The sequence below is a fragment of the Streptomyces sp. NPDC046805 genome, from assembly GCF_040645355.1.
Lineage (GTDB): Bacteria > Actinomycetota > Actinomycetes > Streptomycetales > Streptomycetaceae > Streptomyces.
In genome coordinates this window covers 63,345-86,260 of record NZ_JBEYYC010000016.1, presented here as the reverse complement: position 1 = coordinate 86,260, position 22,916 = coordinate 63,345, and the positions used below count along the sequence as shown (strand labels likewise).

At 69.9% G+C, this 22,916-nt stretch carries 20 protein-coding genes, 1 tRNA gene and 3 pseudogenes; 15 read left to right on the top strand and 9 right to left on the bottom strand.

What is annotated here, in order from left to right:
- Positions 1–197: 197 nt before the first annotated feature.
- Both ABZ910_RS19075 and ABZ910_RS19070 read left to right on the top strand, forming a co-directional pair.
- A complete protein-coding gene (locus ABZ910_RS19075; protein ID WP_361366074.1) occupies positions 198–1,994 on the top strand; it encodes a hypothetical protein in 1,797 nt (598 codons plus the stop codon).
- 132 nt (positions 1,995–2,126) lie between these two features.
- The gene (locus ABZ910_RS19070; protein WP_361366071.1) at positions 2,127–2,597 is read left to right on the top strand and encodes a hypothetical protein; all 471 of its coding nucleotides are present in this window, start codon (positions 2,127–2,129) and stop codon (positions 2,595–2,597) included.
- A gap of 7 nt (positions 2,598–2,604) precedes the next feature.
- On the opposite strand, the gene ABZ910_RS19065 is transcribed toward ABZ910_RS19070, so the two are convergent.
- Positions 2,605–3,063 (bottom strand): type II toxin-antitoxin system PemK/MazF family toxin, encoded by a 459-nt coding sequence (locus tag ABZ910_RS19065; protein WP_361366068.1) that lies wholly within the window; start codon positions 3,061–3,063, stop codon positions 2,605–2,607.
- A 253-nt stretch (positions 3,064–3,316) separates the two neighbouring features.
- Between ABZ910_RS19065 and ABZ910_RS19060 the strand changes: the two genes are divergently transcribed.
- On the top strand, positions 3,317–4,069 hold the full coding sequence (locus ABZ910_RS19060; RefSeq protein WP_361366066.1) for an MBL fold metallo-hydrolase: 753 nt from the start codon (positions 3,317–3,319) through the stop codon (positions 4,067–4,069).
- Positions 4,070–4,339: 270 nt separating this feature from the next.
- On the opposite strand, the gene ABZ910_RS19055 is transcribed toward ABZ910_RS19060, so the two are convergent.
- Positions 4,340–5,593 (bottom strand): PTS transporter subunit EIIC, encoded by a 1,254-nt coding sequence (locus tag ABZ910_RS19055; RefSeq protein WP_361366063.1) that lies wholly within the window; start codon positions 5,591–5,593, stop codon positions 4,340–4,342.
- Positions 5,594–5,895: 302 nt separating this feature from the next.
- On the opposite strand from ABZ910_RS19055, the gene ABZ910_RS19050 reads away from it, so the two are divergent.
- The 3 genes from ABZ910_RS19050 to rdgB all read left to right on the top strand — a co-directional run bounded on the left by ABZ910_RS19050 (position 5,896) and on the right by rdgB (position 7,812).
- On the top strand, positions 5,896–6,129 hold the full coding sequence (locus tag ABZ910_RS19050; RefSeq protein ID WP_361366060.1) for a PTS glucose/sucrose transporter subunit IIB: 234 nt from the start codon (positions 5,896–5,898) through the stop codon (positions 6,127–6,129).
- A 106-nt stretch (positions 6,130–6,235) separates the two neighbouring features.
- A complete protein-coding gene (rph, locus tag ABZ910_RS19045) occupies positions 6,236–6,967 on the top strand; it encodes a ribonuclease PH (RefSeq protein ID WP_361366057.1) in 732 nt (243 codons plus the stop codon).
- A gap of 242 nt (positions 6,968–7,209) precedes the next feature.
- The gene (gene rdgB / locus ABZ910_RS19040) at positions 7,210–7,812 is read left to right on the top strand and encodes an RdgB/HAM1 family non-canonical purine NTP pyrophosphatase (RefSeq protein ID WP_361366054.1); all 603 of its coding nucleotides are present in this window, start codon (positions 7,210–7,212) and stop codon (positions 7,810–7,812) included.
- Between the two features lie 55 nt (positions 7,813–7,867).
- Here rdgB and ABZ910_RS19035 read toward each other — a convergent pair.
- The 4 genes and pseudogenes from ABZ910_RS19035 to bcp all read right to left on the bottom strand — a co-directional run bounded on the left by ABZ910_RS19035 (position 7,868) and on the right by bcp (position 9,893).
- A tRNA-Leu gene (locus ABZ910_RS19035) sits at positions 7,868–7,943 on the bottom strand.
- 15 nt (positions 7,944–7,958) lie between these two features.
- Positions 7,959–8,618 (bottom strand): annotated as a pseudogene (locus ABZ910_RS19030) (HNH endonuclease).
- Positions 8,615–9,275: pseudogene (locus ABZ910_RS19025) on the bottom strand (HNH endonuclease). The pseudogenes ABZ910_RS19030 and ABZ910_RS19025 overlap by 4 nt, the downstream one beginning before the upstream one ends.
- A gap of 150 nt (positions 9,276–9,425) precedes the next feature.
- Positions 9,426–9,893: a thioredoxin-dependent thiol peroxidase gene (gene bcp, locus ABZ910_RS19020; protein WP_361366051.1), complete on the bottom strand. Its 468-nt coding sequence runs from the start codon at positions 9,891–9,893 to the stop codon at positions 9,426–9,428.
- Between the two features lie 93 nt (positions 9,894–9,986).
- Here bcp and ABZ910_RS19015 point away from each other — a divergent pair, with 93 nt between their 5' ends.
- Both ABZ910_RS19015 and ABZ910_RS19010 read left to right on the top strand, forming a co-directional pair.
- Positions 9,987–10,316 carry a DUF3618 domain-containing protein gene (locus tag ABZ910_RS19015; protein WP_361366049.1) on the top strand — a complete coding sequence of 110 codons (330 nt, stop codon included), beginning with the start codon at positions 9,987–9,989 and terminating at the stop codon, positions 10,314–10,316.
- Between the two features lie 85 nt (positions 10,317–10,401).
- On the top strand, positions 10,402–10,758 hold the full coding sequence (locus ABZ910_RS19010; RefSeq protein WP_361366047.1) for a co-chaperone GroES: 357 nt from the start codon (positions 10,402–10,404) through the stop codon (positions 10,756–10,758).
- A 75-nt stretch (positions 10,759–10,833) separates the two neighbouring features.
- Here ABZ910_RS19010 and ABZ910_RS19005 read toward each other — a convergent pair whose 3' ends face one another.
- Positions 10,834–13,086: a transglycosylase domain-containing protein gene (locus ABZ910_RS19005; RefSeq protein WP_361366303.1), complete on the bottom strand. Its 2,253-nt coding sequence runs from the start codon at positions 13,084–13,086 to the stop codon at positions 10,834–10,836.
- Positions 13,087–13,924: 838 nt separating this feature from the next.
- On the opposite strand from ABZ910_RS19005, the gene ABZ910_RS19000 reads away from it, so the two are divergent.
- The 4 genes from ABZ910_RS19000 to ABZ910_RS18985 all read left to right on the top strand — a co-directional run bounded on the left by ABZ910_RS19000 (position 13,925) and on the right by ABZ910_RS18985 (position 17,504).
- Complete coding sequence (locus ABZ910_RS19000; protein WP_361366045.1) at positions 13,925–14,725, top strand: ABC-2 family transporter protein; 801 nt, start codon at positions 13,925–13,927, stop codon at positions 14,723–14,725.
- Positions 14,726–14,789: 64 nt separating this feature from the next.
- Positions 14,790–15,590 carry an ABC transporter permease gene (locus tag ABZ910_RS18995; protein ID WP_361366301.1) on the top strand — a complete coding sequence of 267 codons (801 nt, stop codon included), beginning with the start codon at positions 14,790–14,792 and terminating at the stop codon, positions 15,588–15,590.
- A gap of 3 nt (positions 15,591–15,593) precedes the next feature.
- Positions 15,594–16,649, top strand: coding sequence for an ATP-binding cassette domain-containing protein (locus ABZ910_RS18990; RefSeq protein WP_361366042.1), 1,056 nt, complete (start codon positions 15,594–15,596; stop codon positions 16,647–16,649).
- A 33-nt stretch (positions 16,650–16,682) separates the two neighbouring features.
- Positions 16,683–17,504 carry a DUF1707 domain-containing protein gene (locus ABZ910_RS18985; protein WP_361366039.1) on the top strand — a complete coding sequence of 274 codons (822 nt, stop codon included), beginning with the start codon at positions 16,683–16,685 and terminating at the stop codon, positions 17,502–17,504.
- Positions 17,505–17,549: 45 nt separating this feature from the next.
- On the opposite strand, the gene ABZ910_RS18980 is transcribed toward ABZ910_RS18985, so the two are convergent.
- Positions 17,550–18,884: an SGNH/GDSL hydrolase family protein gene (locus tag ABZ910_RS18980; RefSeq protein ID WP_361366036.1), complete on the bottom strand. Its 1,335-nt coding sequence runs from the start codon at positions 18,882–18,884 to the stop codon at positions 17,550–17,552.
- 166 nt (positions 18,885–19,050) lie between these two features.
- Between ABZ910_RS18980 and ABZ910_RS18975 the strand changes: the two genes are divergently transcribed.
- Complete coding sequence (locus ABZ910_RS18975) at positions 19,051–20,421, top strand: DUF445 domain-containing protein (protein ID WP_361366034.1); 1,371 nt, start codon at positions 19,051–19,053, stop codon at positions 20,419–20,421.
- Positions 20,422–20,551: 130 nt separating this feature from the next.
- On the opposite strand, the pseudogene ABZ910_RS18970 reads toward ABZ910_RS18975, so the two are convergent.
- Positions 20,552–20,881, bottom strand: a pseudogene (locus ABZ910_RS18970) (hypothetical protein); the annotation flags it as partial.
- Positions 20,882–21,061: 180 nt separating this feature from the next.
- Between ABZ910_RS18970 and ABZ910_RS18965 the strand changes: the two are divergent.
- Together ABZ910_RS18965 and ABZ910_RS18960 are read left to right on the top strand one after the other, a co-directional pair.
- Positions 21,062–21,721, top strand: a complete 660-nt coding sequence (locus ABZ910_RS18965; RefSeq protein ID WP_361366032.1) for a DUF4352 domain-containing protein — start codon at positions 21,062–21,064, stop codon at positions 21,719–21,721.
- A gap of 145 nt (positions 21,722–21,866) precedes the next feature.
- Complete coding sequence (locus ABZ910_RS18960) at positions 21,867–22,847, top strand: PASTA domain-containing protein (RefSeq protein WP_361366029.1); 981 nt, start codon at positions 21,867–21,869, stop codon at positions 22,845–22,847.
- Positions 22,848–22,916 lie beyond the last annotated feature (69 nt).

Below are 22,916 nucleotides of genomic sequence, written 5' to 3'. Positions count from 1 at the left end.
CTTCTTTTGAGGACTGCCCGCCGTCGCCGGGGCCGGGCTAGGTTCTGCCCACCCTGTTTTGTCATGTTCACCGGCATCGCAGGGCGCTGTAAGTGTCATGCCCATGGCCGCGCTCTGCTACCGCCGCTCCTGCGCGACTCGGGCCTGCCACCACCCCGTTCGAGAACCCCACTTTTCCCGATGGAGGCAGCACCCCCATGCGTGAGTCACGCCCGAGCGCGCGGCGACGGAGTCTTCGAAGACTCCTGGCCGTCGCCCTGCCCGCCCTCGCCCTCACCGTCGCCGGACTCGTCGTCGCTCCGACGGCCGGGGCCGAGGCCGCTCCCGCCACCTCACACTCCTCCCGGGCCACGCAGAACGCCAAGGCCCTGACCGACCCCCAGCGGCAGACCTTCCACTCCACCGGCACGGCCGGCCAGAAGGTCCCGACGACCCACCTGTGCGCCACCGCCGAGCCCGGCCACGCGTCCTGCTTCGCCCAGCGCCGCACCGACATCAAGCAGCAGCTGGCCTCCGCGCTCGCCGCCGCCCCCTCCGGCCTCAGCCCGGCCAACCTGCACAGCGCCTACAGCCTGCCGTCAACCGGCGGATCCGGCCTGACCGTTGCCGTCGTCGACGCCTACAACGACCCCAACGCCGAAGCGGACCTGGCCACTTACCGCTCGCAGTACGGCCTGTCCGCCTGCACCAAGGCGAGCGGCTGCTTCAAGCAGGTCAGCCAGACCGGCTCGACCACCGCACTCCCGGCCAACGACACCGGCTGGGCGGGCGAGGAAGCGCTCGACCTCGACATGGTCAGCGCGGTCTGCCCCAACTGCAACATCATCCTCGTCGAGGCCAACTCCGCGAACGACACCGACCTCGGCATCGCCGAGAACGAGGCCGTCTCGCTGGGCGCCAAGTTCGTCTCCAACAGCTGGGGCGGCTCCGAGGCGGCCGGCCAGACCACCGAGGACACCCAGTACTTCAGGCACCCCGGCGTCGCCATCACCGTCTCCGCCGGCGACTCCGCCTACGGCGCCGAATACCCGGCCACGTCCCAGTACGTGACCGCCGTCGGCGGCACCGCCCTCACCACGTCCGGCAACGCCCGCGGCTGGACCGAGTCGGTCTGGCACACCAGCGCCACCGAGGGCACCGGCTCCGGCTGCTCGGCATACGACCCCAAGCCCACCTGGCAGACCGACTCCGGCTGCTCGCGCCGCATGGAGGCCGACGTCTCCGCGGTCGCCGACCCGGCCACCGGCGTCGCGGTCTACAACACCTACGGCGGCTCCGGCTGGGCCGTCTACGGCGGCACCAGCGCCTCCGCGCCGATCATCGCCGGCGTCTACGCCCTCGCCGGCACCCCGGGCGCCACCGACTACCCGGCGCAGTACCCCTACTCCCACACCGCGAACCTGTACGACGTCACCACCGGCAGCAACGGCTCCTGCTCGACGTCGTACTTCTGCACCGCGGCCGCCGGCTACGACGGCCCGACCGGCTGGGGCACCCCGAACGGCACCGCCGCCTTCACCTCCGGCGGCGGTGGCGGCGGTACCTGCACCCCCGGCCAGCTCCTGGGCAACCCGGGCTTCGAGTCGGGCAACACCGCCTGGACCGCCTCCAGCGGCGTCATCACCAACGACACCGGTGAGGCCGCGCACGGCGGCTCCTACAAGGCCTGGCTCGACGGGTACGGCACCACGCACACCGACACGCTCTCCCAGTCGGTGACGATCCCCGCCGGGTGCCGCGCCAGTTTCACCTTCTACCTGCACGTCGACACCGCCGAGACCGGCAGCACCGCGTACGACCAGCTGACGGTGGCCGCCGGCTCGACGACCCTGGCGACGTACTCCAACCTCAACGCCGCCTCCGGCTACACCCAGAAGACCCTCGACCTGTCCTCCTTCGCGGGCTCGACGGTCACGCTCAAGTTCACCGGGGCGGAGGACTCCTCCCTCCAGACCAGCTTCGTCGTCGACGACACCGCCGTCACGACCAGCTGACGTACCGCCGAGCGGAGGACCCCGGCCGGGTGACCCGGCCGGGGTCCTTCCGGGATCCGCCTGTGCAGCGGGAACGTCACATCTGCAGCGCGGGCCGGTCGGCCGGCCCCAGCGGAAAGGCGGTCATCCCCCATGCGTCGTACGACGATCCACCGCACGACGGTCGTCGCCGCCACGGCGGCCATCCTCCTCGTGGGCTGCGGCACCCGGGCCGGAAGCACCGGCAACGCAACCGGCACCGGCGCGGGCAGCACCGCGGTGACACCGGCCCCCACCCACGGCCCCTGCGTGACCCACGCCCAGCTCACCGCCGCCGACGACCACCGCGTCCTCTGCCTGACGCGGGGCGGACAGGTCCGGCTCACCCTCGACGGCACCAAGGACCGCCCCTGGTCACCGGTCGCCACGACCGGCAGCGCGCTGAAGGCCGCCAACCCCGGCTTCGTCATCCTGCCCGGCGACGCGGTCGCCGCCTACGACGCGATCGCGCCCGGCACCGCCAGGCTCACCGCGAGCCGCCCGCTGTGCGCCCGGCCCACCGCCCCAGGCCAGTTCTCCTGCAAGGGGATTCAGGAATGGACGGTCACCGTACGGGTGCGCTGAGGCCGCCTCAGCCGGCCAGGTGCCGCACCTGGTCCCACAGCACCGGATCGACCACGCCCACCCGCCGCCGGAAGTCCCACACCGGGACCTGCCGCAGCTCGTCCGTCTCCAGGAAGCTCGGCCGGCCGTGCGCGTCCCCGACGGCACCCGGCGGCAGGGGGATCACCCCGGCCCGCTCGTCGTGGTACTTGCTGGTGATCTTCGCGACCGTCACCCGGTTCCCGTGCACGGTCAGCACCAGACAGGGCCGGTCCTTGGCGCCCGCCCCCTGCTCGTAAGGCACGTTCGCCCACCAGATGTCGCCCGGCCGCGGCCGGGCCGCACGCCCCTGCGGCCCCTCGCGCCGCCCCGGCGGACGCGTCCTGAGCCTGCGTGACCGACGCCCCCGCCCCCATCCGTCGACGAGCGTGGCGACCAGCGCGAGCAGTATCACCGCCGCGAGCGCCAGCCACCAGGACGTGTCCATACGGACGACGTTACCGGCGCGTCATCCCCGACGCGCGCCCTCTGCCCACCTTCACCCGCCCCCCGGTCCAGCCGAATTGGTGACAGCACAGGTGAGTTCGCCCACAACGGCCCCAGGTGGAGGAGCGACCGGCCCTTTTGCGCCTTACGCTCGACAAACCGCACAACCCCTGTCTTGCACGTCCCCGCCCCTCTTTCTTTTCGCATCTCCTGGTTCGCTTCCCTCGATTCCCGCCCACGGAGGTTTCTGCTTCATGAAGCTCACCGTCGTCGGCTGCTCAGGGTCGTTCCCGTCACCGGAATCGGCCTGCTCGAGCTACCTCGTCGAGGCCGACGGCTTCCGGCTGCTCCTCGACATGGGCAACGGCGCCCTGGGCGAGCTGCAGCGCCACTGCGGTCTCTACGACCTCGACGCGATCTTCCTCAGCCACCTGCACGCCGACCACTGCATCGACATGCTCGGCTACTTCGTGGCGCGCTACTACCGGCACGACGGCGGCCGCGCCGAACCGATCCCCGTCTACGGACCCGAGGGAACGGAACAGCGCCTCACCACCGCCTACGCCGACACCCCCAGCGCCTCGTCCATGAGCGAGGTCTTCGACTTCCACACGGTCAAGCCCTCCACGTTCGACATCGGCCCGTTCACCGTGCACACCGAGAAGCTGCGCCACCCCGTGGAGACGTACGGCATCCGCATCGAGCACGGCGGCAAGTCACTGGCGTACTCCGGCGACACGGGCGTCACCGAGGTCCTGGACGAGCTGGCCCGGGACGTCGACCTGTTCCTGTGCGAGGCCGCCTTCACGTACGGCAAGGAGGACATCCCCGACCTGCACCTCAACGGACGCGAGGCGGGCGAGACGGCGACCCGTGCGCGCGCACGGTTCCTGGTCCTCACCCACATCCCGCCGTGGACCGACCCCCAGGCCAACCTCGCCGACGCGCGCGAGGTCTTCGACGGTCCGGTGGAGCTGGCGGCGCCGAGGATCGCGTACGAGATCTAGGGTCTTTCGTTTGGATCAGGCCGGATCAGGGAGCGGGGTCTGGTGCGTGCAGCTGCAAGGCGGAGGAGGGCGTCGACGCGATGGGGGTCCCCCCCTGCTCGAGCGCAGCCGAGAGCTTGAGGGAGTCGGCAACCGACGACAACGCCGCAGATGTGCGTGCCAGACCCCGCGAGCCCGGCCTGATCCAAACGAGAGGCCCTAGGTCTTACGTGCGAAGACCCCGGAACCCTGCCGCGGGTTCCGGGGTCTTCGTCATGCCGGGGGCGACACTCACGCCTTGGTGAGGTCCTCCACCTCCTCCTCGGGCTCGCGGCCCGGGGTGGGGAGGTCGAACCGCGTGATGGCGAACCGGAAGAGGGCGTAGTAGACCGCCGCGAACACCAGGCCTATCGGGATGATCAGCCAGGGCCTGGTAGCCAGGTTCCAGTTGAGGACGTAGTCGATCGCACCGGCGGAGAAGTTGAAGCCCGCGTGCACGCCCAACGCCCAGGTGACGGCCATCGACACGGCGGTCAGCACGGCGTGCACGGCGTACAGCACCGGCGCGATGAACATGAACGAGAACTCGATCGGCTCGGTCACACCCGTGAAGAACGAGGTCAGCGCGAGCGAGACCATCATGCCCATGACCGCCTTGCGGCGCTCGGGGCGGGCGCAGTGCGCCATCGCGAGGGCCGCGGCCGGAAGACCGAACATCATGATCGGGAAGAAGCCGGACATGAACATCCCGGCGGTCGGGTCCCCGTGCAGGAAGCGGTTGTAGTCGCCGTTGAAGACCTCGCCCGCGGCGTTCTTGAACTCGCCCAGCTGGAACCACGCCACGGTGTTCACGAACTGGTGCATGCCGATCGGGATGAGCGCGCGGTTGACCAGACCGAAGAGGGCCGCGCCCGTGGCGCCGAGACCGGTCATCCACTCGCCGAAGCCGGTGATGCAGTCACCGACGGGCTTCCACACCAGGGAGAAGAAGACGCCGACCAGCGCGCCTACGAAGGCCATCAGGATCGGCACCATGCGGCGGCCGTTGAAGAAGCCGAGCCAGTCGACCAGCTTGGTGCGGTGGAAGCGCTGCCACATCACGGCCGACAGCAGACCCATGACGATGCCGCCGAGGACACCGGGGTTGTTGTACGTCGCCGCGACGATCGTGCCCTTCTCGATGTGCTCCGGCGTCAGCGGGAACGCCTCCAGCACCTTGCTGTAGACGAGGAAGCCGACCAGCGCCGCGAGCGCCGTCGAGCCGTCCGACTTCTTGGCGAAGCCGATGGCGACACCGATGCAGAAGAGCATCGGCAGGCTGCCGGTGATGGCACCGCCGGCGGCGTTGAAGACGGCGGCGACCTTGTCCCAGCCGAGCCCGTCCTTGCCGAAGAAGTCGTCCTGGCCCAGCCGGACCATGATGCCGGCCGCCGGCAGTACGGCGATGGGGAGCTGAAGGCTGCGGCCGACCTTCTGCAGGCCCTGGAACAGGCCGGATCCCCACTTCTTCGCGGGGGCCGCCGTCGGGGTGGCGGTGCTCGTCACTTCTGCTTCCTCCAACGAGTGTGGTCTACACCACTTGGTGGTGTAGACCTGTTGTAGCACGATGAAGGCGCTCTGAGGAACCCTCGAAATCGGCGACCACGACGCTGTGCGGCATACCCTATTCATTCCCGATGAGAACTATGTCCCGACCCTGTCGGCCCGTCATCACCCGTTCCCCGGCGGCAAGTCGGCCGCTGGCCGTCCGCTGGCCGTCCGCCCGCCCTCGGTGAGACGAGGTTGGCGGGCGCCCGTTCGGTGGTGTAGACCAGTCGCACAAGCGGTTCGGACCAGGGAGAAGCAACATGGCCAGCAAGGCGGAAAAGATCGTCGCCGGTCTCGGGGGCATCGACAACATCGAGGAGATCGAGGGCTGCATCACCCGACTCCGCACCGAGGTCACCGACCCCTCACTGGTCGACGAGGCCGCCCTCAAGGCCGCCGGCGCCCATGGCGTCGTCAGGATCGGCACCGCCGTCCAGGTCGTCATCGGCACCGACGCCGACCCCATCGCGGCGGAGATCGAAGACCTGATGTGAACCTCCCGGTTCCCCGGTGAGGGGTCCTGCCCGTCAAAACGGGAAGGGCCCCTCACGCGCACCCTCGCGGGCCGTACGCCCCCGTCGCTGGACTAGGCTCGACGTCATGTCTCGAATCGACGGCCGCACCCCCGAACAGCTCCGCCCCGTCACCATCCAGCGCGGCTGGAGCAAGCACGCCGAGGGCTCCGTCCTCGTCTCCTTCGGCGACACCAAGGTCCTGTGCACCGCATCCGTCACCGAAGGCGTCCCCCGCTGGCGCAAGGGCACCGGCGAGGGCTGGGTCACCGCGGAGTACGCCATGCTGCCCCGCGCCACCAACACCCGCGGCGACCGCGAGTCCGTCAAGGGCCGGATCGGCGGCCGTACCCACGAGATCAGCCGCCTCATCGGCCGCTCCCTGCGCGCCGTCATCGACTACAAGGCGCTCGGCGAGAACACCATCGTCCTGGACTGCGACGTCCTCCAGGCCGACGGCGGCACGCGCACGGCGGCCATCACCGGCGCCTATGTGGCCCTCGCCGACGCCATCGCCTGGGCCCAGCGCAAGAAGCTGATCCGCCCCGGCCGCCAGCCGCTCACCGGCACCGTCTCCGCCGTCTCGGTCGGCATCGTCGGCGGCGTGCCCCTGCTCGACCTCTGCTACGAGGAAGACGTCAAGGCCGAAACGGACATGAACGTCGTCTGCACCGGCGACGGCCGCTTCGTCGAGGTCCAGGGCACCGCCGAGGCCGAGCCCTTCGCCCGCGACGAACTCAACGCCCTGCTCGACCTCGCCGTCACCGGCTGCGGCGAACTCACCCGACTCCAGCGCGCGGCACTCGAAGCCACACTCTGAACGACCGGCGCGGGCAGGCAGGAGTTGAGCAGGCGAGCACGGGCACACGGCACACCACTGTGCGCCCGGCCGGCTCGACCAGGGGGAGGGACGACCACCACGGCCACGAGCCGAAGCCGACACCGGGCCGGCATGCCCGCGGTCACCGACGCGGCGGGCGAACTCCCGACGGACTGCACGTCGCAGGACGCCGGTACGGCCCAGAGGACGCCCAGAGGATACGGAGAGGGATACTGACCCCCATGACCCGCTTGATCCTCGCCACCCGCAACGCCGGAAAGATCGCCGAACTCCACTCGATCCTCGCGGACGCAGGCCTCCCGCACGACCTGGTCGGCGCGGACGCCTTCCCGGACGTCCCCGACGTCAAGGAAACCGGCGTGACCTTCGCCGAGAACGCCCTGCTGAAGGCACACGCCCTGGCCCAGGCCACAGGCCTCCCCGCCGTCGCCGACGACTCGGGCCTCTGCGTGGACGTCCTGAACGGCGCCCCCGGCATCTTCTCCGCCCGCTGGGCCGGCAGGCACGGCGACGACCAGGCCAACCTGGAGCTGCTCCTGGCTCAGCTCGCCGACATCGACGACGCGCATCGGGGCGCGCACTTCGCGTGCGCGGCGGCACTGGCGCTGCCGGACGGCACGGAGCGCGTGGTCGAGGGCCAGCTGCGCGGCGCCCTGCGGCACGCCCCGGCGGGCACGAACGGCTTCGGCTACGACCCGATCCTGCAGCCGGAGGGCGAGACGCGCACATGCGCGGAGCTGACCCCGCAGGAGAAGAACGCGATCAGCCACCGGGGGAAGGCGTTCCGGGCGCTGGTGCCGGTGGTGCGGGAGCTGTTGGGCTGACTTCGCGAAGAGGCTCCGCACCTTTGAATCTAAGGTGCGGAGCCTCTTTTTCCTGTGGGCCCGGTGGGACTCGAACCCACGACACACCGGACCTAAACCGGCGCCCTCTTGGCCAGCTGGGGTACGGGCCCGCAGCGATGCCTACTCTACTGGGCGGTGCGAGCCGCTCGTCGACCTCCTCGGCACCAGGTGCTGGTGATCGCGTGGCAGTTAGGGCACAGCAACCGCAGGTTCTCGCGCCGGTTGTCTCGCCAGTCCCCGTTGATGTGATCGACCTCCAGTGTCATGGGCTTGCCGAGCCATTCAGGACCGACGCCGCACCTGGCGCACCGCTCGGGTGTGCCGACGTCGCGTAGGGCACGGCGGAGACGCTTGGTGGCGATGCGGTGCCTGCCGTCGTGGTGCACCAGGACTTCTTCCGGCCGCTTGGCGTTGGTTCCGGGCTTCCCTCACTGATGTGCCTGGCCAAGGAAGTGCACGGTCGTCAGGCGGTCGTCGGCGATCCACCGGCGGAGGTTCGCTCGCTGCGCGCCGTTGTTCGCTCGTCCCAGGCGGCGCAGCGTCTCATTGATGGAGGCCGACTCGGCGACCGCCGTTCGCAGTTTCTCGGGTGTGGGTCGCGCGAGCCTTCCGAAGGGGCGGAAGTGGGAGACGTCGATGTCGAAGTGGGCGAAGCGCTTCATGAGGTAGCGACGGAGGTTGCCGTACGGGCTGGTACCGAAGAACGCGATGACCTCGTCGATGTCGAAGCACTGTTCGGCGGCTTCAGCCAGCCGCTCGCGGGTGTACTGCACGCCGGTGCTCATGAGGCACCGGCCCTGGTGCGCCCCTTGCCGCGACCTCGGTAGCTGTCTGTTGTCGAGTGGCAGTTGGGGCAGAGCAGGCGCAGGTTCTCGATGCGGTTGTTGCGCCAGTTGCCGTCGACGTGGTCGACCTCCAGGGGAAGCGGCTCCCCCAGCCAGACCGGCTCGACACCGCACAGGGTGCAACGCTCGTCCACGTCCAGTTCGCGCATCGCCCTCTTGAGCCGGCTGCTCGGGATGCGCCTGGCGAGCGCCGACTCGTCCTCGATGAGGATCTCCTCGGCGGTTCGGCGGCGCTGGTTGTGCCTCTGGTTCTCCGTGCGGACCACCGGTGTGAAATGCGAGGTGTCGATGCCGTACGCCTTGATGCGGCGGCTGATGTGGGTGTGATGCCCGCCGACGAGCTCAAGACCCAGGTGACGCAACACCTCGGACATGGTCGTCGATGCCGAGACCGCCGCCTGAAGGATCTCTCGCGTCCACTTCGCCCCCTCCCGCTCGAAGTGCGACGTATCCACCCCCAGCTTCCTCATCCGCTCCCTGATGTAGTCCCGCTTCGAGCTCTTCGGATCCACCCCCAGCCACACACGCCTCCGACCACGTCCGAGCCTGCCGAGCAGCCTCTTCCAGCCGCTCCTTGGTATGTGCACTGGCCCCCATGAGTCCCCCTCCGTTCCCGCCCGCGTGTTCGCGGCCTCGTACGGAGTAAAGAACCGTTTATCGGACAGTCACGCCCGAAATGCAGAGCGGCCCGCACCGGTGTGACGTCGGTGCGGGCCGTCCTGGTGGCAGGAGGGGGCTCTCAGGCGCTCAGATTCCCAGGTCCTTGATGATCTTGGCGACGTGGCCGGTGGCCTTCACGTTGTACAGGGCCCGCTCGACCTTGCCCTCCTCGTCGACGATCACCGTGGAGCGGATGACGCCGACGACGGTCTTGCCGTACAGCTTCTTCTCGCCGAAGGCGCCGTACGACTCCAGGACCTGCTTGTCGGGGTCGGCGAGGAGGGTGACCTTGAGGTTCTCCTTCTCGCGGAACTTGCCCAGCTTCTCCGGCTTGTCGGGGGAGATGCCGATCACGTCGTAGCCGGCGGCGGCCAGGAGGTCCAGGTTGTCGGTGAAGTCGCAGGCCTGCTTCGTGCAGCCTGGGGTGAGGGCCGCCGGGTAGAAGTAGACGATGACCTTGCGGCCTTTGTAGTCGGCCAAGGACACTTCGTTGCCGTCGGCGTCGGGGAGGGTGAAGGCGGGGGCCACGTCCCCGGGCTGGAGTCGCTCGCTCATCGGTCTAGCCTAACGGGAGGGGTCCTGGTCGTGCGGCGGCGCGTAAAGCTGACAGACTGTCCAGAACAGCAGCAGCAGATTTCGGAGGCCGCGGTGGCGGACACGTCGGACACGAGAACCCCGGCGCAGATCGAGGCGGACATCAAGCGCCGCCGCGAGGTGCTGGGCGAGACGCTCGACGAGATCGGGATGCGGGCGCATCCGAAGACCATCGTCGACGATGCCAAGGCGAAGGTCGTCTCCAAAGTCGATCACACGCTCGGCAGGGCCTATGTGCAGCTCAACAAGGTCGTGAGCGATGTGAAGGCGCAGTTCGTCGACGACCACGGCTCCCCTCGGATGGAGCGCGTCGTACCTGCCGCCCTCGTCACGGCCGGGGTCGTGGGTCTGCTCGTCGCGCGTTCCCGGCGTCGTAAGCGCTGACGAGGACCGGCAACGACCGGCAAGGACCGCACACACCGCTACCCGGGCGCTTACGGTGGCGGCAAAGGCAGGTAGGTTCAAAGGCGTGAGCGCCAAGAAGAACGAGCACTACCCGCAGCACGACAAGCTGCCCATCCGGATGCTGCACGACCGTGTGCTGGTTCGGCAGGACGTCTCCGAGGGCGAGCGGCGGTCGGGCGGCGGCATTCTGATCCCCGCCACGGCGGCGGTCGGACGCCGGCTGGCCTGGGCCGAGGTCGTCGCGGTCGGGCAGAACGTACGGTCGGTGGAGCCGGGCGATCGCGTTCTGTACGACCCGGAGGACCGTGCCGAGGTCGAGGTGCGGGGTGTCGCGTACGTGCTCATGCGCGAGCGTGATCTGCACGCTGTGGCCGCCGACCGGTTCGAGGGGTCGCAGGACTCCACCGGCCTGTACCTCTGACATCTCCGAAACGAAAAGGGCTGGTGACCTTGTCACCAGCCCTTTTCCGTTCCCTTTCGCCGCTGTGCCGCTAGGTCACGGTTTCCGTGTCCTCGGCGGGCTGGGGGGCGGGGTCGCGCTGCCGCCGGTGGGGCCTGAGGTGCCGCCGGTCGTCGTGCCGTCGGTCGTGCCGCCGGTCGACGTGCCGTCCGTGGTGCCGCCCGTGGTGGTGCCGTCGGTGGTGCCCGCCGTCGTTCCGCCGTCGGTCGCACCGCCGGCGGTGGTGTCGCCGGTCGTGCCGCCGTCCGTCTCACCGGCCGTCTGCCCCTGGTCCTGGCCGCCGTTGTTCTGGCCCGCGTCGCCCTGGTCGCCGCCGGTGACGGCACCGCCGTCGTTCTGGCCGCCGGTGCCGGGCGCGGTCGGGGAGCCCGTGGCGGGAGGCCGCTGGATCTCGTTGGCGCCGGGCTGCAGATGGAGGTCGAAGTCGGTGACCGGACGGCCCTGCAGGGCGTCCCGGGTGAACTGCGCCCAGATCTCGGTGGGCGCCCCGCCGCCGTTGATGCGCGGCAGGCCCATCACGCCGTACAGCGGCTTGTGCACGGCGGTCACCGGGTCCTGGCCCATCACCGACACGACCGTGGCGAGCTCGGGGGTGTAGCCCGCGAACCAGGCCGCGGTGTCCTCCTCCGCGGTGCCGGTCTTGCCCGCCGCGGGGCGGCCGGCCGCCTGGGCGGCGATCGCGGTGCCCTTCTGGACGACGCCCTGGAGGACGGACGTCGTGGTGTCGGCGGCCTCGCGGCTGACGGCCCGTTCGGTCTTCCGCTCGGGCAGCGGCACGTCCTGCATGCCGTCCTTGGTGACCTTCTCGATCATCGTGTACGTGCCGTGCTTGCCGTGGTTGGCGAGGGTCGCGTACGCCTCCGCCATGTCCAGGACGCTCGCGGTCGCCGTGCCGAGCGCGATGGACGGGTACGGGCTGAGGTCCTTGGTGTCGGACGGGATGCCGAGGTCGATCGCGGTCCGCTTGACCTTCGCGGGGCCGACGTCGACGGCCATCTGCGCGTACACCGAGTTGACGGACTTGTCGGTGGCCTCGCGCACGGTGATGTCGCCGTACGACTTGGAGTCCTCGTTCTCCGGGGCGTACAGGCCGCCGTTCCAGCCCTGCACGGGGCGCTTGTTGGTGCCGTCGTAGTACGAGTTCGGCGTGAGGGGCCGGCCGTCCTGCGTGGTCGAGCCGTTCTCCACGGCCGAGGTGAACACGAACGGCTTGAAGGTGGAGCCGACCTGGAAGTCGCCGCGGGTGGCGCCGTTGGTGTACTGCTGCACGTAGTCGATGCCGCCGTACATCGCGACGATCTTGCCGGTCCTGGGGTCGACGGAGGCGCCGCCCGCGCGGACGTAGGAGTCGGCCTTGCGGCCCTTCTTGTCCAGCTTGGACATCAGCTTGTCGTCGACCGCCTTGACGAAGGCGTTCTGCTTGGCCTTCTGCAGGGTGGTGGTGATGCGGTAGCCGCCGGCCTCCAGGGAGTCCGGGTCGATGACGTTGTTCGTCGTGAGGTAGTGCTTGATCGCGTCGACGATGTAACCGCGCTGCCCGGACAGGCCGGTGGAGACCGTCTGCTCCTTCGGCATCGGGAACTTCATGCCGGTCCGCTCGGACTGCGGGAGCCAGCCCTGCTTGACCATGCCGTCGAGGACGTAGTTCCAGCGGGCGAAGGCCGCCGCCTTGTTCTCCGGGTGGGCCACGACGTCGTACTCGCTGGGCGCGTTGACGAGCGCGGCGAGGTAGGCGGCGCGGGCCGGGTCGAGGTCCTTGGCGTCGATACCGTAGTAGGCCTGCGCGGCGGCCTGGATGCCGTAGGCGTTGCGGCCGAAGTAGCTGGTGTTGAGGTAGCCCTCGAGGATCTTGTTCTTGGGCTCCGTACGGTCCAGCTTGATCGAGATGAAGAACTCCTTCACCTTGCGGGTGACGGTCTGCTCCTGGGCCAGGTAGTAGTTCTTCACGTACTGCTGCGTGATCGTCGAACCGGACTGCTTGCCCCTGCCGAGGGCGGTGTTCCAGCCGGCACGGATTATGGCCGCGGGGTCGACGGCGGACTCGGAGTAGAAGTCGCGGTCCTCGGCGGCCAGTACGGCGTGCTGGCCGTCCTTGGAGACCTGGGCGAGCCTGATGTTCTCCCGGTTGACCTCGCCGTCGCGGGCCAACTGGGAGCCGTCCGCGAAGAGGAAGACGTTGCTCTGCTTGGTGGCGAGGGCGTTGGCCGGCGGGATCTTCACCATGGAGTAGCCGATGAAGAAGAGACCGGCGAGCAGCACGGCGCCGAGGATGCAGGTGGCGAGCACCATGCGCCACGTGGGGAGGAGCCGACGCCAGCCGGTGCGCTTGCGCCCCCGCTTCGCGGGCTCAGCGGGAGGCACGGGGGTCGTGGGCTGCGCGGGAGAGACGGAGGCCGCGGACGCCACGGGCTGCGTGGGCGGTGCGGCTTCCTCGGTCCGCGCGAGCTGCTCGGGCAGCTTGGGCGTCTCGGGCGGCGCGACCTGCTTGATGCGCATGGTCTGCTCGGGCACGGCGGGTTGAGCGGGCTGTTCGAGCTGTGCGACCGGGGCCGTCTGCTCGGTCTGCTCGGTCTGCTTCGTCTGCGCGGTCTGCTCGGGCACCTTGGGCAGCGTGACCTGCTTGATGCGCATGGTCTGCTCGGGCCGTGCAGGCGCCTTGGGCTCTTCGCGCTCCTCGGGCTCGTCCCGTACCTCGTCCCGCGGTTCGGGCTCTTCCTGTCCCTCGCGCGACTGTTCGGGCTCTTCCCTTTCCTCGTCCCGCGGTTCGGGCTCGTCCCGCTCCTCGGACTCCTCGGACTCTTCCCGCCCTTCCCGTTCCGTCCGCTCCTCGGGCCGCGCGGGCTTGTCGCCCCCCTCGTCGGGCGCCGCCTGTGGCTCTCTCGGTGCGCCGTCCTCGGTCGGCTGCTGCGGCTGCGGCTCGTCGCTCATCTCGTGCACGGACTCCTGTTTCGCCTCGTACGTCGCCGTACGCCTCGTACGCCTTTGACCCCCGGATGAAGACTCTCGCACCAAGCGTTCCGTTCCTGGTTTCCGGCACGCTCCGAACGGAAATTGCGTGGCTTGCCACGACGCCTTCGGACTACGCTCCTGCGGCCTTGGTGTCGGGCGGTCCGGGAGGTCGGTTGGCATGGGTGCTGGACGGTTGTACGCGGCCGTCGCGGCGGGGGGGTTCAGACGGTACGCGACGTACCGGGCCGCCACTGCGGCAGGGGTGTTCACGAACACGGTCTTCGGGCTGATGCTCGTCTACGTCTACCTGGCGTTGTGGGACGCGAAGCCCCACTTGGGGGGCTATGACCGGGCGCAGGCCGTCACCTATGTGTGGCTGGGGCAGGCGTTCTTGTCGACGCTGGCGATCGGGGGTGGCGGGTTCGAGGGCGAGTTGATGGAGCGCATCCGTACCGGGGACGTCGCGATCGACCTGTACCGGCCCGCCGATCTGCAACTGTGGTGGCTGGCAGCCGACTTGGGGCGGGCCCTGTTCCAGCTGCTGGGTCGGGGGATGATCCCGTTCGCGTTCGGGGCGCTGTGCTTTCCGGTGGCGCTGCCGGCGGACGTGTCGACCTGGGCCGCGTTCCTCGTCGCCGTACTGCTGGCGATGCTGGTGGGGTTCGGGATCCGGTTCCTGGTGGCGCTGAGCGCGTTCTGGCTGCTGGACGGCATGGGGGTGACGCAGATGGCCTGGCTCGCCGGGTACTTCTGCTCCGGGATGCTGCTGCCGCTGAACGTCTTTCCGGGGGCGCTCGGCGACGTCGTACGGGCCCTGCCGTGGTCGTCGTTGCTCCAGGCGCCCGCTGACATCCTGTTGGGGCATGCGGACCCGTGGGACACGTACGTCTTTCAGGGGGCTTGGGCGGTGGCTCTGTTGACGCTCGGGCGGTTGGTGCAGTCGGTGGCCACGCGGAGGGTGGTGGTCCAGGGTGGGTGAGTCGCATGCGACGGAGGGGCGGTGGCGAAGGGCCGGGGAGTCGTACGGGGCGCTCGGCCGGGTTCTGGACGGGCTGCGCGCCTATCGGATGATCTCCGCGATGTGGATCCGCTCCACGATGGCGTACCGCGCCTCCTTCGCGATGACCACGTTCGGGAACTTCGCGGCGACCATGCTCGACTTCGTCGCGATCCTGCTGATGTTCTCCCGCGTGGACGCCCTCGGCGGCTACTCGCTGCCCGAAGTGGCCTTCCTGTACGGCCTGTCCGCCACGTCCTTCGGGCTGACGGATTTCGCCATCGGCTCGATGGAGCGGCTGGGGCAGCGTGTGCGCGACGGCACGCTGGACACGCTCCTGGTGCGGCCGGCGCCGGTGCTCGCGCAGGTGGCCGCCGACCGGTTCGGGCTGCGCCGGCTGGGCCGCGTCACGCAGGGGGTGCTGGTGCTCGGCTATGCGCTGACCGGGGTCGACATCGACTGGAGTGTGCCGAAGCTGCTGTTGATGCCGGTGATGCTGGTCAGCGGGTTCGGGATCTTCGCCGCCGTGTTCGTGGCGGGCGCGGCCTTCCAGTTCGTGGCGCAGGACGCGTCCGAGGTGCAGAACGCGTTCACGTACGGCGGCACGACGCTGCTGCAGTACCCGCCCACGGTGTTCGCGAAGGAGCTGGTGCGCGGGGTGACCTTCGTGCTGCCGCTGGCGTTCGTCAACTGGCTGCCCGCCTGCTATGTGCTGGGGCGGCCGTACCCGCTCGGGCTGCCCGTGTGGACGGCGTTCGTCTCGCCGCTGGTGGCGGCGGGGTGCTGTGCGCTGGCGGGGGCGGCATGGCGGGCGGGGCTTCGTTCGTACCGGAGTACAGGGAGTTAGCACGTGGTGGACGGCGACGGTGGCGTGTCCGGTGGGGTCCACGGTGGCTTCATCGAAGTGGACCGGCTGGAGAAGGTCTTCGACGTGCGCAGGAAGACCGGCTTCCTGCGACGGGAGCGGCGGCAGGTGCGGGCGGTCGACTCGATCTCCTTCGGCGTGGCGCGCGGCGAGATGGTCGGCTACATCGGCCCGAACGGCGCCGGCAAGTCGACGACGATCAAGATGCTGACCGGCATCCTGACGCCGAGCGGCGGCCGGCTGCGGGTCGCGGGCATCGACCCCTCCCGTGAGCGGACCCGTCTGGCGCACCGCATCGGGGTGGTGTTCGGGCAGCGAACGACGCTGTGGTGGGACCTGCCGCTGATCGACTCCTACCGACTGGTGCACCGCATGTACCGCGTCCCGGACGCCCGTTACCGCGAGAACCTCGACCGCTGCGTCGAACTCCTGGAACTGGGCGACCTGTTGGACGTGCCCGTACGGCAGCTCTCCCTGGGGCAGCGGATGCGCGGCGACATCGCGGCGGCGCTGCTGCACGACCCCGAGGTGCTCTACCTCGACGAGCCGACGATCGGTCTGGACGTCATCTCCAAGTCCAAGGTGCGGGAGTTCCTGCGGGAGTTGAACGCAGAGCGCGGCACGACGGTCCTGCTGACCACGCACGACCTCCAGGACATCGAGCAGTTGTGCTCACGCGTGATGGTCATCGACCACGGGCGTCTGATGTACGACGGTGCGCTCGCCGGGCTGCACGAGGCGGGGGAGAGCGAGCGCACCCTGGTGGTGGACCTGGAGCGGGAGGTGCCGCCGATCGAGGTGCCGCAGGCACGGGTGGTGCGGGTGGAGGGACCGCGGCAGTGGCTGGCCTTCCCGGCGTCCGCGTCGGCGGCGCCGCTGGTGGCGCGGATCGCGGCTCAGTATCCGCTGGTGGACCTGTCGGTACGGGAGCCGGACATCGAGGCGGTGATCGCCAGGATGTACGCGGGCGTCGGTACCGGCGCGGGGGAGGGCCCGGGAGAGGCCGCGGACACCGGGGACGCGGAGAGGGCGGTCTCGTAGCCCTGGGCCGGGTGAACTCGTACGCTGCTGTGCATGACCGACGAAGCCCCTCAACTGCGTGCGTCCGACGCCGATCGTGAGCGAGTTGCCGAGGTCCTGCGGGAGGCCCTGGCCGAAGGGCGGCTCGACATGGGGGAGTTCGAGGAACGGCTCGACGCGACGTACAAGGCGCGTACGTACGGCGAGCTGGCGCCGATCACCCGGGACCTGCCGGGTGCGACACCGGCGGCCGTGCCGCCGGTGTCGCTGCGCAAGGAGCCGGTGGAGAGCGGGAGTTGGGCGGGCCGCATCGTCGGCGGCGAAGGTTCTTCGTCCGGGGCGGTGGCCGTCATGTCCGGCTTCCAGCGCAAGGGGCGCTGGACGATGCCGCGCCGCTTCACCTGCTTCGCCTTCTGGGGCGGCGGGGAGATCGACCTGCGCGAGGCGGACTTCGCCGACCGGGAGGTGGAGATCAACTGCATCGCCGTCATGGGCGGGATGCAGGTGATCGTTCCGCCGGGCGTCGAGGTCGTCGTGCGCGGCATCGGCGTGATGGGCGGTTTCGACCACCGCGAGGAGGGCGTGCCCGGTGACCCGGGCGCGCCGCGGGTGATCGTGACCGGGTTCGCCCTCTGGGGCGGAGTCGGGGTGGAGCGCAAGGCCACGCGGGCGGATCGGCAGCGGCTGAAGGAGGAGCGCCGCCAGGAGAAGCTGGAGCGCAAGGCGGCGTTCAGGGAACTGCAGGAGTCTTTCCAGGAGGACGTCCAGGCGGCCCACCGCAGGATGCTCGACGGTCACCGCGACCTGCTGCGGGAGCGGCGCACGGAGCGCCGGGAGCGGCGGGAGGGACGGCGGCGCAGGCACGGGGGCTACTGAAACCCCGAGCGGCGCCGCCGCAGGGCAAGGTCCGGAAGGAAGGCCCTAGAGCTCCGTCTGCCCGGCGCCCTTCAGGTCCTCCAGGTCGAAGACCTCCGCCATCTTCTGGTAGCCGGCGTCGCTGGGGTGGAGGTGGTCGCCCGAGTCGTAGTCGGGGCGCAGGCGGCGCGGGTTGTAGGGGTCGAGCAGGGCCTTGTCGAAGTCGACGTACGCGTCGAAGACCTGCCCGGACCGGATGCGGGCGTTGACCTGCTGCCGGATCACGTCCCGCTGCGGCGAGTATCCGATGTGGCCCTGGAAGGGCATCAGGGTGGCGCCGACGACCTTGAGGCCGCGGGAGTGGGCCTCGCGGACGAGGGTGCGCAGGCCGTCGATGATCTGGTTGGGGTCGGTGACGCCGGGGGGACGGAGGATGTCGTTGACCCCGAGGTCTATGACGACGACCTTGACGTTCGTACGGGTGAGGACGTCCCGGTCGAAGCGGCCGAGGCCGCTCTCGTTGTCGGCGGGGCGGCCGAGGCCGCTCATCAGGATCCGGTTTCCGCTGATGCCCTGGTTGACGATGCTGTAGCGGGGAACGTCCTCGCCGTGCTCGAGCGCCGAGCGCAGCCGCTCCGAAAGGATGTCGGTCCAGCGGTGGTTGGCGCCCGTGGTGGAGGTGATGCCGTCGGTGAGCGAGTCGCCGAGGACGACGACGGTGCCGTCGGACTCGTTGCTGAGCACGTCGAGGGCAGTCAGATAGCGCCAGTACGGCGTCTGCTGGGTGTAGTAGGCGCCCGCCGCGTCCTCGGTGTGGTCGCCTTCCGCGACGTAGGAGATCTGCCGTGCGTGCTGGTGGAAGGTGACGGGGCCCGACGGGACGGGGGAGTACGTGGTGACCAGGACGTCGGTGTCGTGCGGGATGTTGATCCGCACCGCGTCGCTGAGCACCTGTCCGCCCGGCGGTATGACGACGGAGGTGTTGCCGTTGAAGGAGAGCCGGCGCATCGTCTCCGCCGTGGCCTGCGCCGTGTTGTCGGTGGCGGCGACCGCGATCGAGGCGTGCGAGATGGTCAGCGCCGACTGCCCGTACAGGTTGGACAGGGTGATCCGGGCGCTCGTGCCGCCGACGCTCGCGTGGACGATGTTGCGCACGGAGCGGCCCGCCATGCCCAGCGTCTCGGTGCCCGGTTCGGCGCCCATCGGGGAGGTGGACCAGGAGCCGACCCAGGTGCCGGTGGAGGCGGGGGCGGCCGAGGAGTCGTGGTGCGGGCGGACCCCGGCAATGCTGCTGAGGGAGTCGCCGTCGTCGGCCGCCACCCCGACGTAGATGGCGGTGGACAGGCCTACGACCAGCGCGGAGATAGCGCTGAGCACGGCATAACCGTGACCCCTGGTCATACGTGTGTTGTTCCCCTCGGGCGAGGGAGCCCGAGGCTCCGAACCGATGAGCCCATGATGCGGCATGGGCGGGGGTGGTCCTGACCGGACCAGGAATAAACCCCCCGCTCAGACAGACGTCGGGAACTCTCGTTCCGTTCCAGGAGTCGGTCAGGAAAGGGACAATGTGTGCGGGATCACCGAACGGGCGGAGCAAATGGAACGTACGGAAACGGGAACGCAGGGCGGGGCCACGGAAGCCGCAGCTCAGGGCGGCGTGCCCTCCCGTCGCACCATGGACGCCTTCACTCCGGCCGACGAGGAGCGGCAGCGCGGCGTACGGCGCATGAAGCTCACGGCGACCGGGCTGCTGCTGTTCGTGGCGGTGGTGTACATCCTCGCCAAGTGGGCCTCGCACGGGCACGCGGGCGCGTGGGCCGACTATGTGGCGGCGGCCGCCGAGGCCGGCATGGTCGGTGCGCTGGCCGACTGGTTCGCGGTCACCGCCCTCTTCCGCCACCCCCTCGGTCTGCCCATCCCGCACACGGCGATCATCCCCACCAAGAAGGACCAGTTGGGTGTCTCTCTGGGCGAGTTCGTCGGCGAGAACTTCCTCTCCGGTGACGTCGTACGGCAGCGGTTGCGCGCGGTGGGCATCAGCAGTCGGCTCGGCGCCTGGCTGGCCGAACCCGAGCACGCGGACCGGGTGACGGCCGAGCTGGCGACGGCCCTGCGCGGGGCCCTGACCGTCCTGCGCGACTCCGACGTCCAGGCGGTGGTCGGCGAGGCGATCACGCGCAGAGCCGAGGCCCAGGAGATCGCGCCCGGCATAGGCAAGCTGCTGGAGCGGATCGTCGCCGACGGCGGCCACAAACGGGTCGTGGACCTGGTCCTCTCCCGCGCCTACGACTGGCTGGTGTGGCACGACCAGCAGGTCATGGACGCCATCGAGGGCGGCGCCCCCGGCTGGACGCCCCGCTTCGTCGACAGGAAGGTCGGCGAGCGCGTCTACCGGGAGCTGCTGCGCTTCGTCACCGAGATGCGCGAGATGCCCTCCCACCCCGCGCGCGGTGCCCTCGACCGCTTCCTCGGCGACTTCGCGGGCGACCTCCAGTCCGACACGGACACGCGCGCGCGGGTGGAGCGGCTGAAGGGCGACGTGCTGGGCCGCGGCGAGGTCCAGGACCTCATCGCGTCCGCCTGGACGGCCGTACGATCCATGATCGTCTCGGCGGCGGAGGACGAGCGCAGCGAGCTCAGGATGCGCGTCCGAGCCTCCCTGCTCTCCCTCGGCGCCCGCATGGCGACCGACCCCAAGGTCCAGGAGAAGGTCGACAGCTGGGTCGAGGACGCGGCGGTCCACGTCGTGACGACGTACCGCAAGGAGATCACCTCCCTGATCACCGACACGGTGGCGGGCTGGGACGCCGAGCACACGACCCGCAAGATCGAGGCCAACATCGGCCGCGACCTGCAGTTCATCCGGATCAACGGCACGGTGGTGGGCTCGCTGGCGGGGCTGCTGATCTATGCGGTGTCGCGGGGGGTGGGAGTCTGAGGGAGGCCTGAGGGAGCCCCTCTCAGCCTGCCGCGGACTGGGGGGAACTCGGTCGCTTGCCGTGCCGGCTCCCCGTGGCCTGGGGGTTACGTGGTCCTCGGCGGGGGGCCCGCAGCGCGCTCTTGTGCGCCCGGTCGGCGACGACCCAGGACGTCAGGCCCATGGCCCCTGCGACCGTGAAGACGGCCGGCCACGCACCGATCTTCTTGGCGAGCGGGTGGGACAGGGCGAACGCGCCGGTGTAGGCGGCGCTCAGCGCCAACGTGGCCGCCTCCCCGGCCTCCTCGCGCCACTGCCGCGCGGCCACGACTCCCGCGGCGGCCAGCACGAGCCCGCCGAGCTGCCGCTTCCCGGTCACGCGCGCGACGGTGTACCCGCCGATGAGCCCACTGGCGGCGACCAGCGAGGAGGGAACGGCGAACGGGCTGGTCAGCGTGATCGATCTGATGTTTTTGAACATATCTGCCTCCATGTGTCCGTGAGCTGAGGCTAACTCCGGGTTTGCGAGGTTTGCCGGACAACTTCGAGCCCGTCGAGCGGCTTTGTCACGGTCAGGTCACTTTCCCTGAATCGAGGCAACCTCGCGATTCCTTCACAAGTCACACACGCGCAAGGCGCATAAGCAATCCCAGGGGGGACCATGAGCCAGAGCCAGCCGCAGTATCCGCCGCCGCCTCAGCAGCCCGGACAGCCGCAACCCGGTTGGGGTAGTCCGCAGCAGGGCTGGGGTGTGCAGCCTCAGCCGCCGAAGAAGTCCGGCGCGGGCAAGATCGTGGGATTCGGCTGCCTGGGCGTCGTGGCCCTCTTCGTGCTGCTCGCCGTCATGGGCGCGGTGATGTCCGGAGGCGACGGCAAGTACGACGACAAGGGAAGCGCGCCGAAGGGCGCGGCCCCGACCGCCGCGGCGTCGGCGAAGAACGGCACCGCCAAGAAGAGCGACACGTCCGACCGGTCCGAGCCGGCCGCGAAGGCGGCGCCGGTGCGGATCACGGCGAAGAAGACGGCGTTCTCGAAGACCATCCTGGCCGACAGCGGCAACTACACCAGCGTCGCGCTCACGATCACGAACAACAGCCGCAAGAAGGTCAGCGTCAACCCGCTGTACTTCGCCATCACCGACACCGACGGCACGAAGCACACGGCCGAACTGGGCGTCGACGACAAGCAGATCGCCACGGCGGACCTGGCCCCCGGCGAGAACATCTCCGGAACCGTCACCGGCAAGGGCCGCTTCACGCCGAAGTACGTGACGTTCACCGAGGACCTGTTCGGCGACCCGATCCGCACCGACGTGTCCTGACCGGGCGAACCGCCCGCTGACCGAGGCCCCGCCATCCGTACGGCGGGGCCCACTCTCACCTCGCAACGCCGTACGAGTCCGGCATGCGCTCTGCGCCATGCGCTGGCAGCCGGACGTGCCAGATGTGAAAGGCCGACCCACTCAAGTGAACCCGCGTAACACCGCCTCCTCGCGCCCCGGAGGAAGGCCCCCGCAGCAGCCCCCGCGCCCGCTCACCTCGGGCGAGAAGAAGTGGATCAAGCGCCTCGGCATCGGCGCGCTCATATTCGCCCTCGGCACGGGATGCGGCAGCGCAGGCGGTGACGGCAAGCCGGCCGCGAAGGCGAAGCCCGCGCCCACCGTGACCGTCACCGCGACGGTCACGGTCGCGCCCGAGCCGATGACCAGCCAGGTGAGCAAGGCGCTCGGCGCGGCGACCACCGTCGCGAAGAAGCACGGCTACAAGGTCTCCGCGCACGACGCGAGCGAGAAGGACGCCACCCCGGGCGACGACTGGGGCGTGTGCTTCGAGAAGGTCACGTACGACACCGTCGACTACGCCGCGGTGCCCCACGACGCACCGTGCCCCAAGACGGACGGCAAGCCGATCACGTGGCCGACCATGCCGACCGTGGTGGGGAGCACCTACGCCCATGCCGCCAAGAACATCGGCAAGTTGACCCACGGCGACATCGCCCTCAAGGCCTCCTACAAGGACGAGGAGGTCGACGTCGGCAACGCCACCGACGGCGACTACGACGCCTGGAAGGTGTGCTTCCAGTCCCCGCAGCCCGGAACGCGAGTCACCGACGACGCGAAGGTGACGCTGTGGCTGACCGAGGAAGCCTGCCCGTCTCAGAAGGGCACCTACAAGGACAAGACCAACGACCCGAACTACACCCCGCCGGCCGCGAGCGACAGCGGCTCGTCGACGTCGTCGTCGACGTCGTCAACCTCGGCGAGCGGGTCCGGCAGCAGCGGTAGCGCCAGTACGAGCACGACCTGCGAGATCGTCTCCAACGCGGGCAACTGCTACAACGCGGGCCAGTTCTGCCGCGCGAGCGATGTGGGCAGCTCCACGCACGCCGGGAACGGCCGGCTGATCTACTGCCGGGACGAGGGCAGCGTCAACCGCTGGAATTACTGACCGCGGTCGCCCGCCGTCCTCGCCCGTCTGCTCAGCCGGGGGCGGCGGGCCACCCGGCGCGGTAATTCG

Coding starts and splice junctions, on each gene's coding strand:
- ABZ910_RS19050 (WP_361366060.1), top strand. CDS start 5,896: ATGGCCAGCAAGGCGGAAAAGATCGTCGCCGGTCTCGGGGGCATCGAC.
- rph (WP_361366057.1), top strand. CDS start 6,236: ATGTCTCGAATCGACGGCCGCACCCCCGAACAGCTCCGCCCCGTCACC.
- ABZ910_RS19070 (WP_361366071.1), top strand. CDS start 2,127: ATGCGTCGTACGACGATCCACCGCACGACGGTCGTCGCCGCCACGGCG.
- ABZ910_RS19060 (WP_361366066.1), top strand. CDS start 3,317: ATGAAGCTCACCGTCGTCGGCTGCTCAGGGTCGTTCCCGTCACCGGAA.
- ABZ910_RS19005 (WP_361366303.1), bottom strand. CDS start 13,086: ATGGTGCTCGCCACCTGCATCCTCGGCGCCGTGCTGCTCGCCGGTCTC.
- ABZ910_RS19000 (WP_361366045.1), top strand. CDS start 13,925: ATGGGTGCTGGACGGTTGTACGCGGCCGTCGCGGCGGGGGGGTTCAGA.
- ABZ910_RS19075 (WP_361366074.1), top strand. CDS start 198: ATGCGTGAGTCACGCCCGAGCGCGCGGCGACGGAGTCTTCGAAGACTC.
- ABZ910_RS19065 (WP_361366068.1), bottom strand. CDS start 3,063: ATGGACACGTCCTGGTGGCTGGCGCTCGCGGCGGTGATACTGCTCGCG.
- ABZ910_RS18985 (WP_361366039.1), top strand. CDS start 16,683: ATGACCGACGAAGCCCCTCAACTGCGTGCGTCCGACGCCGATCGTGAG.
- ABZ910_RS18965 (WP_361366032.1), top strand. CDS start 21,062: ATGAGCCAGAGCCAGCCGCAGTATCCGCCGCCGCCTCAGCAGCCCGGA.
- bcp (WP_361366051.1), bottom strand. CDS start 9,893: ATGAGCGAGCGACTCCAGCCCGGGGACGTGGCCCCCGCCTTCACCCTC.
- ABZ910_RS18980 (WP_361366036.1), bottom strand. CDS start 18,884: ATGACCAGGGGTCACGGTTATGCCGTGCTCAGCGCTATCTCCGCGCTG.
- rdgB (WP_361366054.1), top strand. CDS start 7,210: ATGACCCGCTTGATCCTCGCCACCCGCAACGCCGGAAAGATCGCCGAA.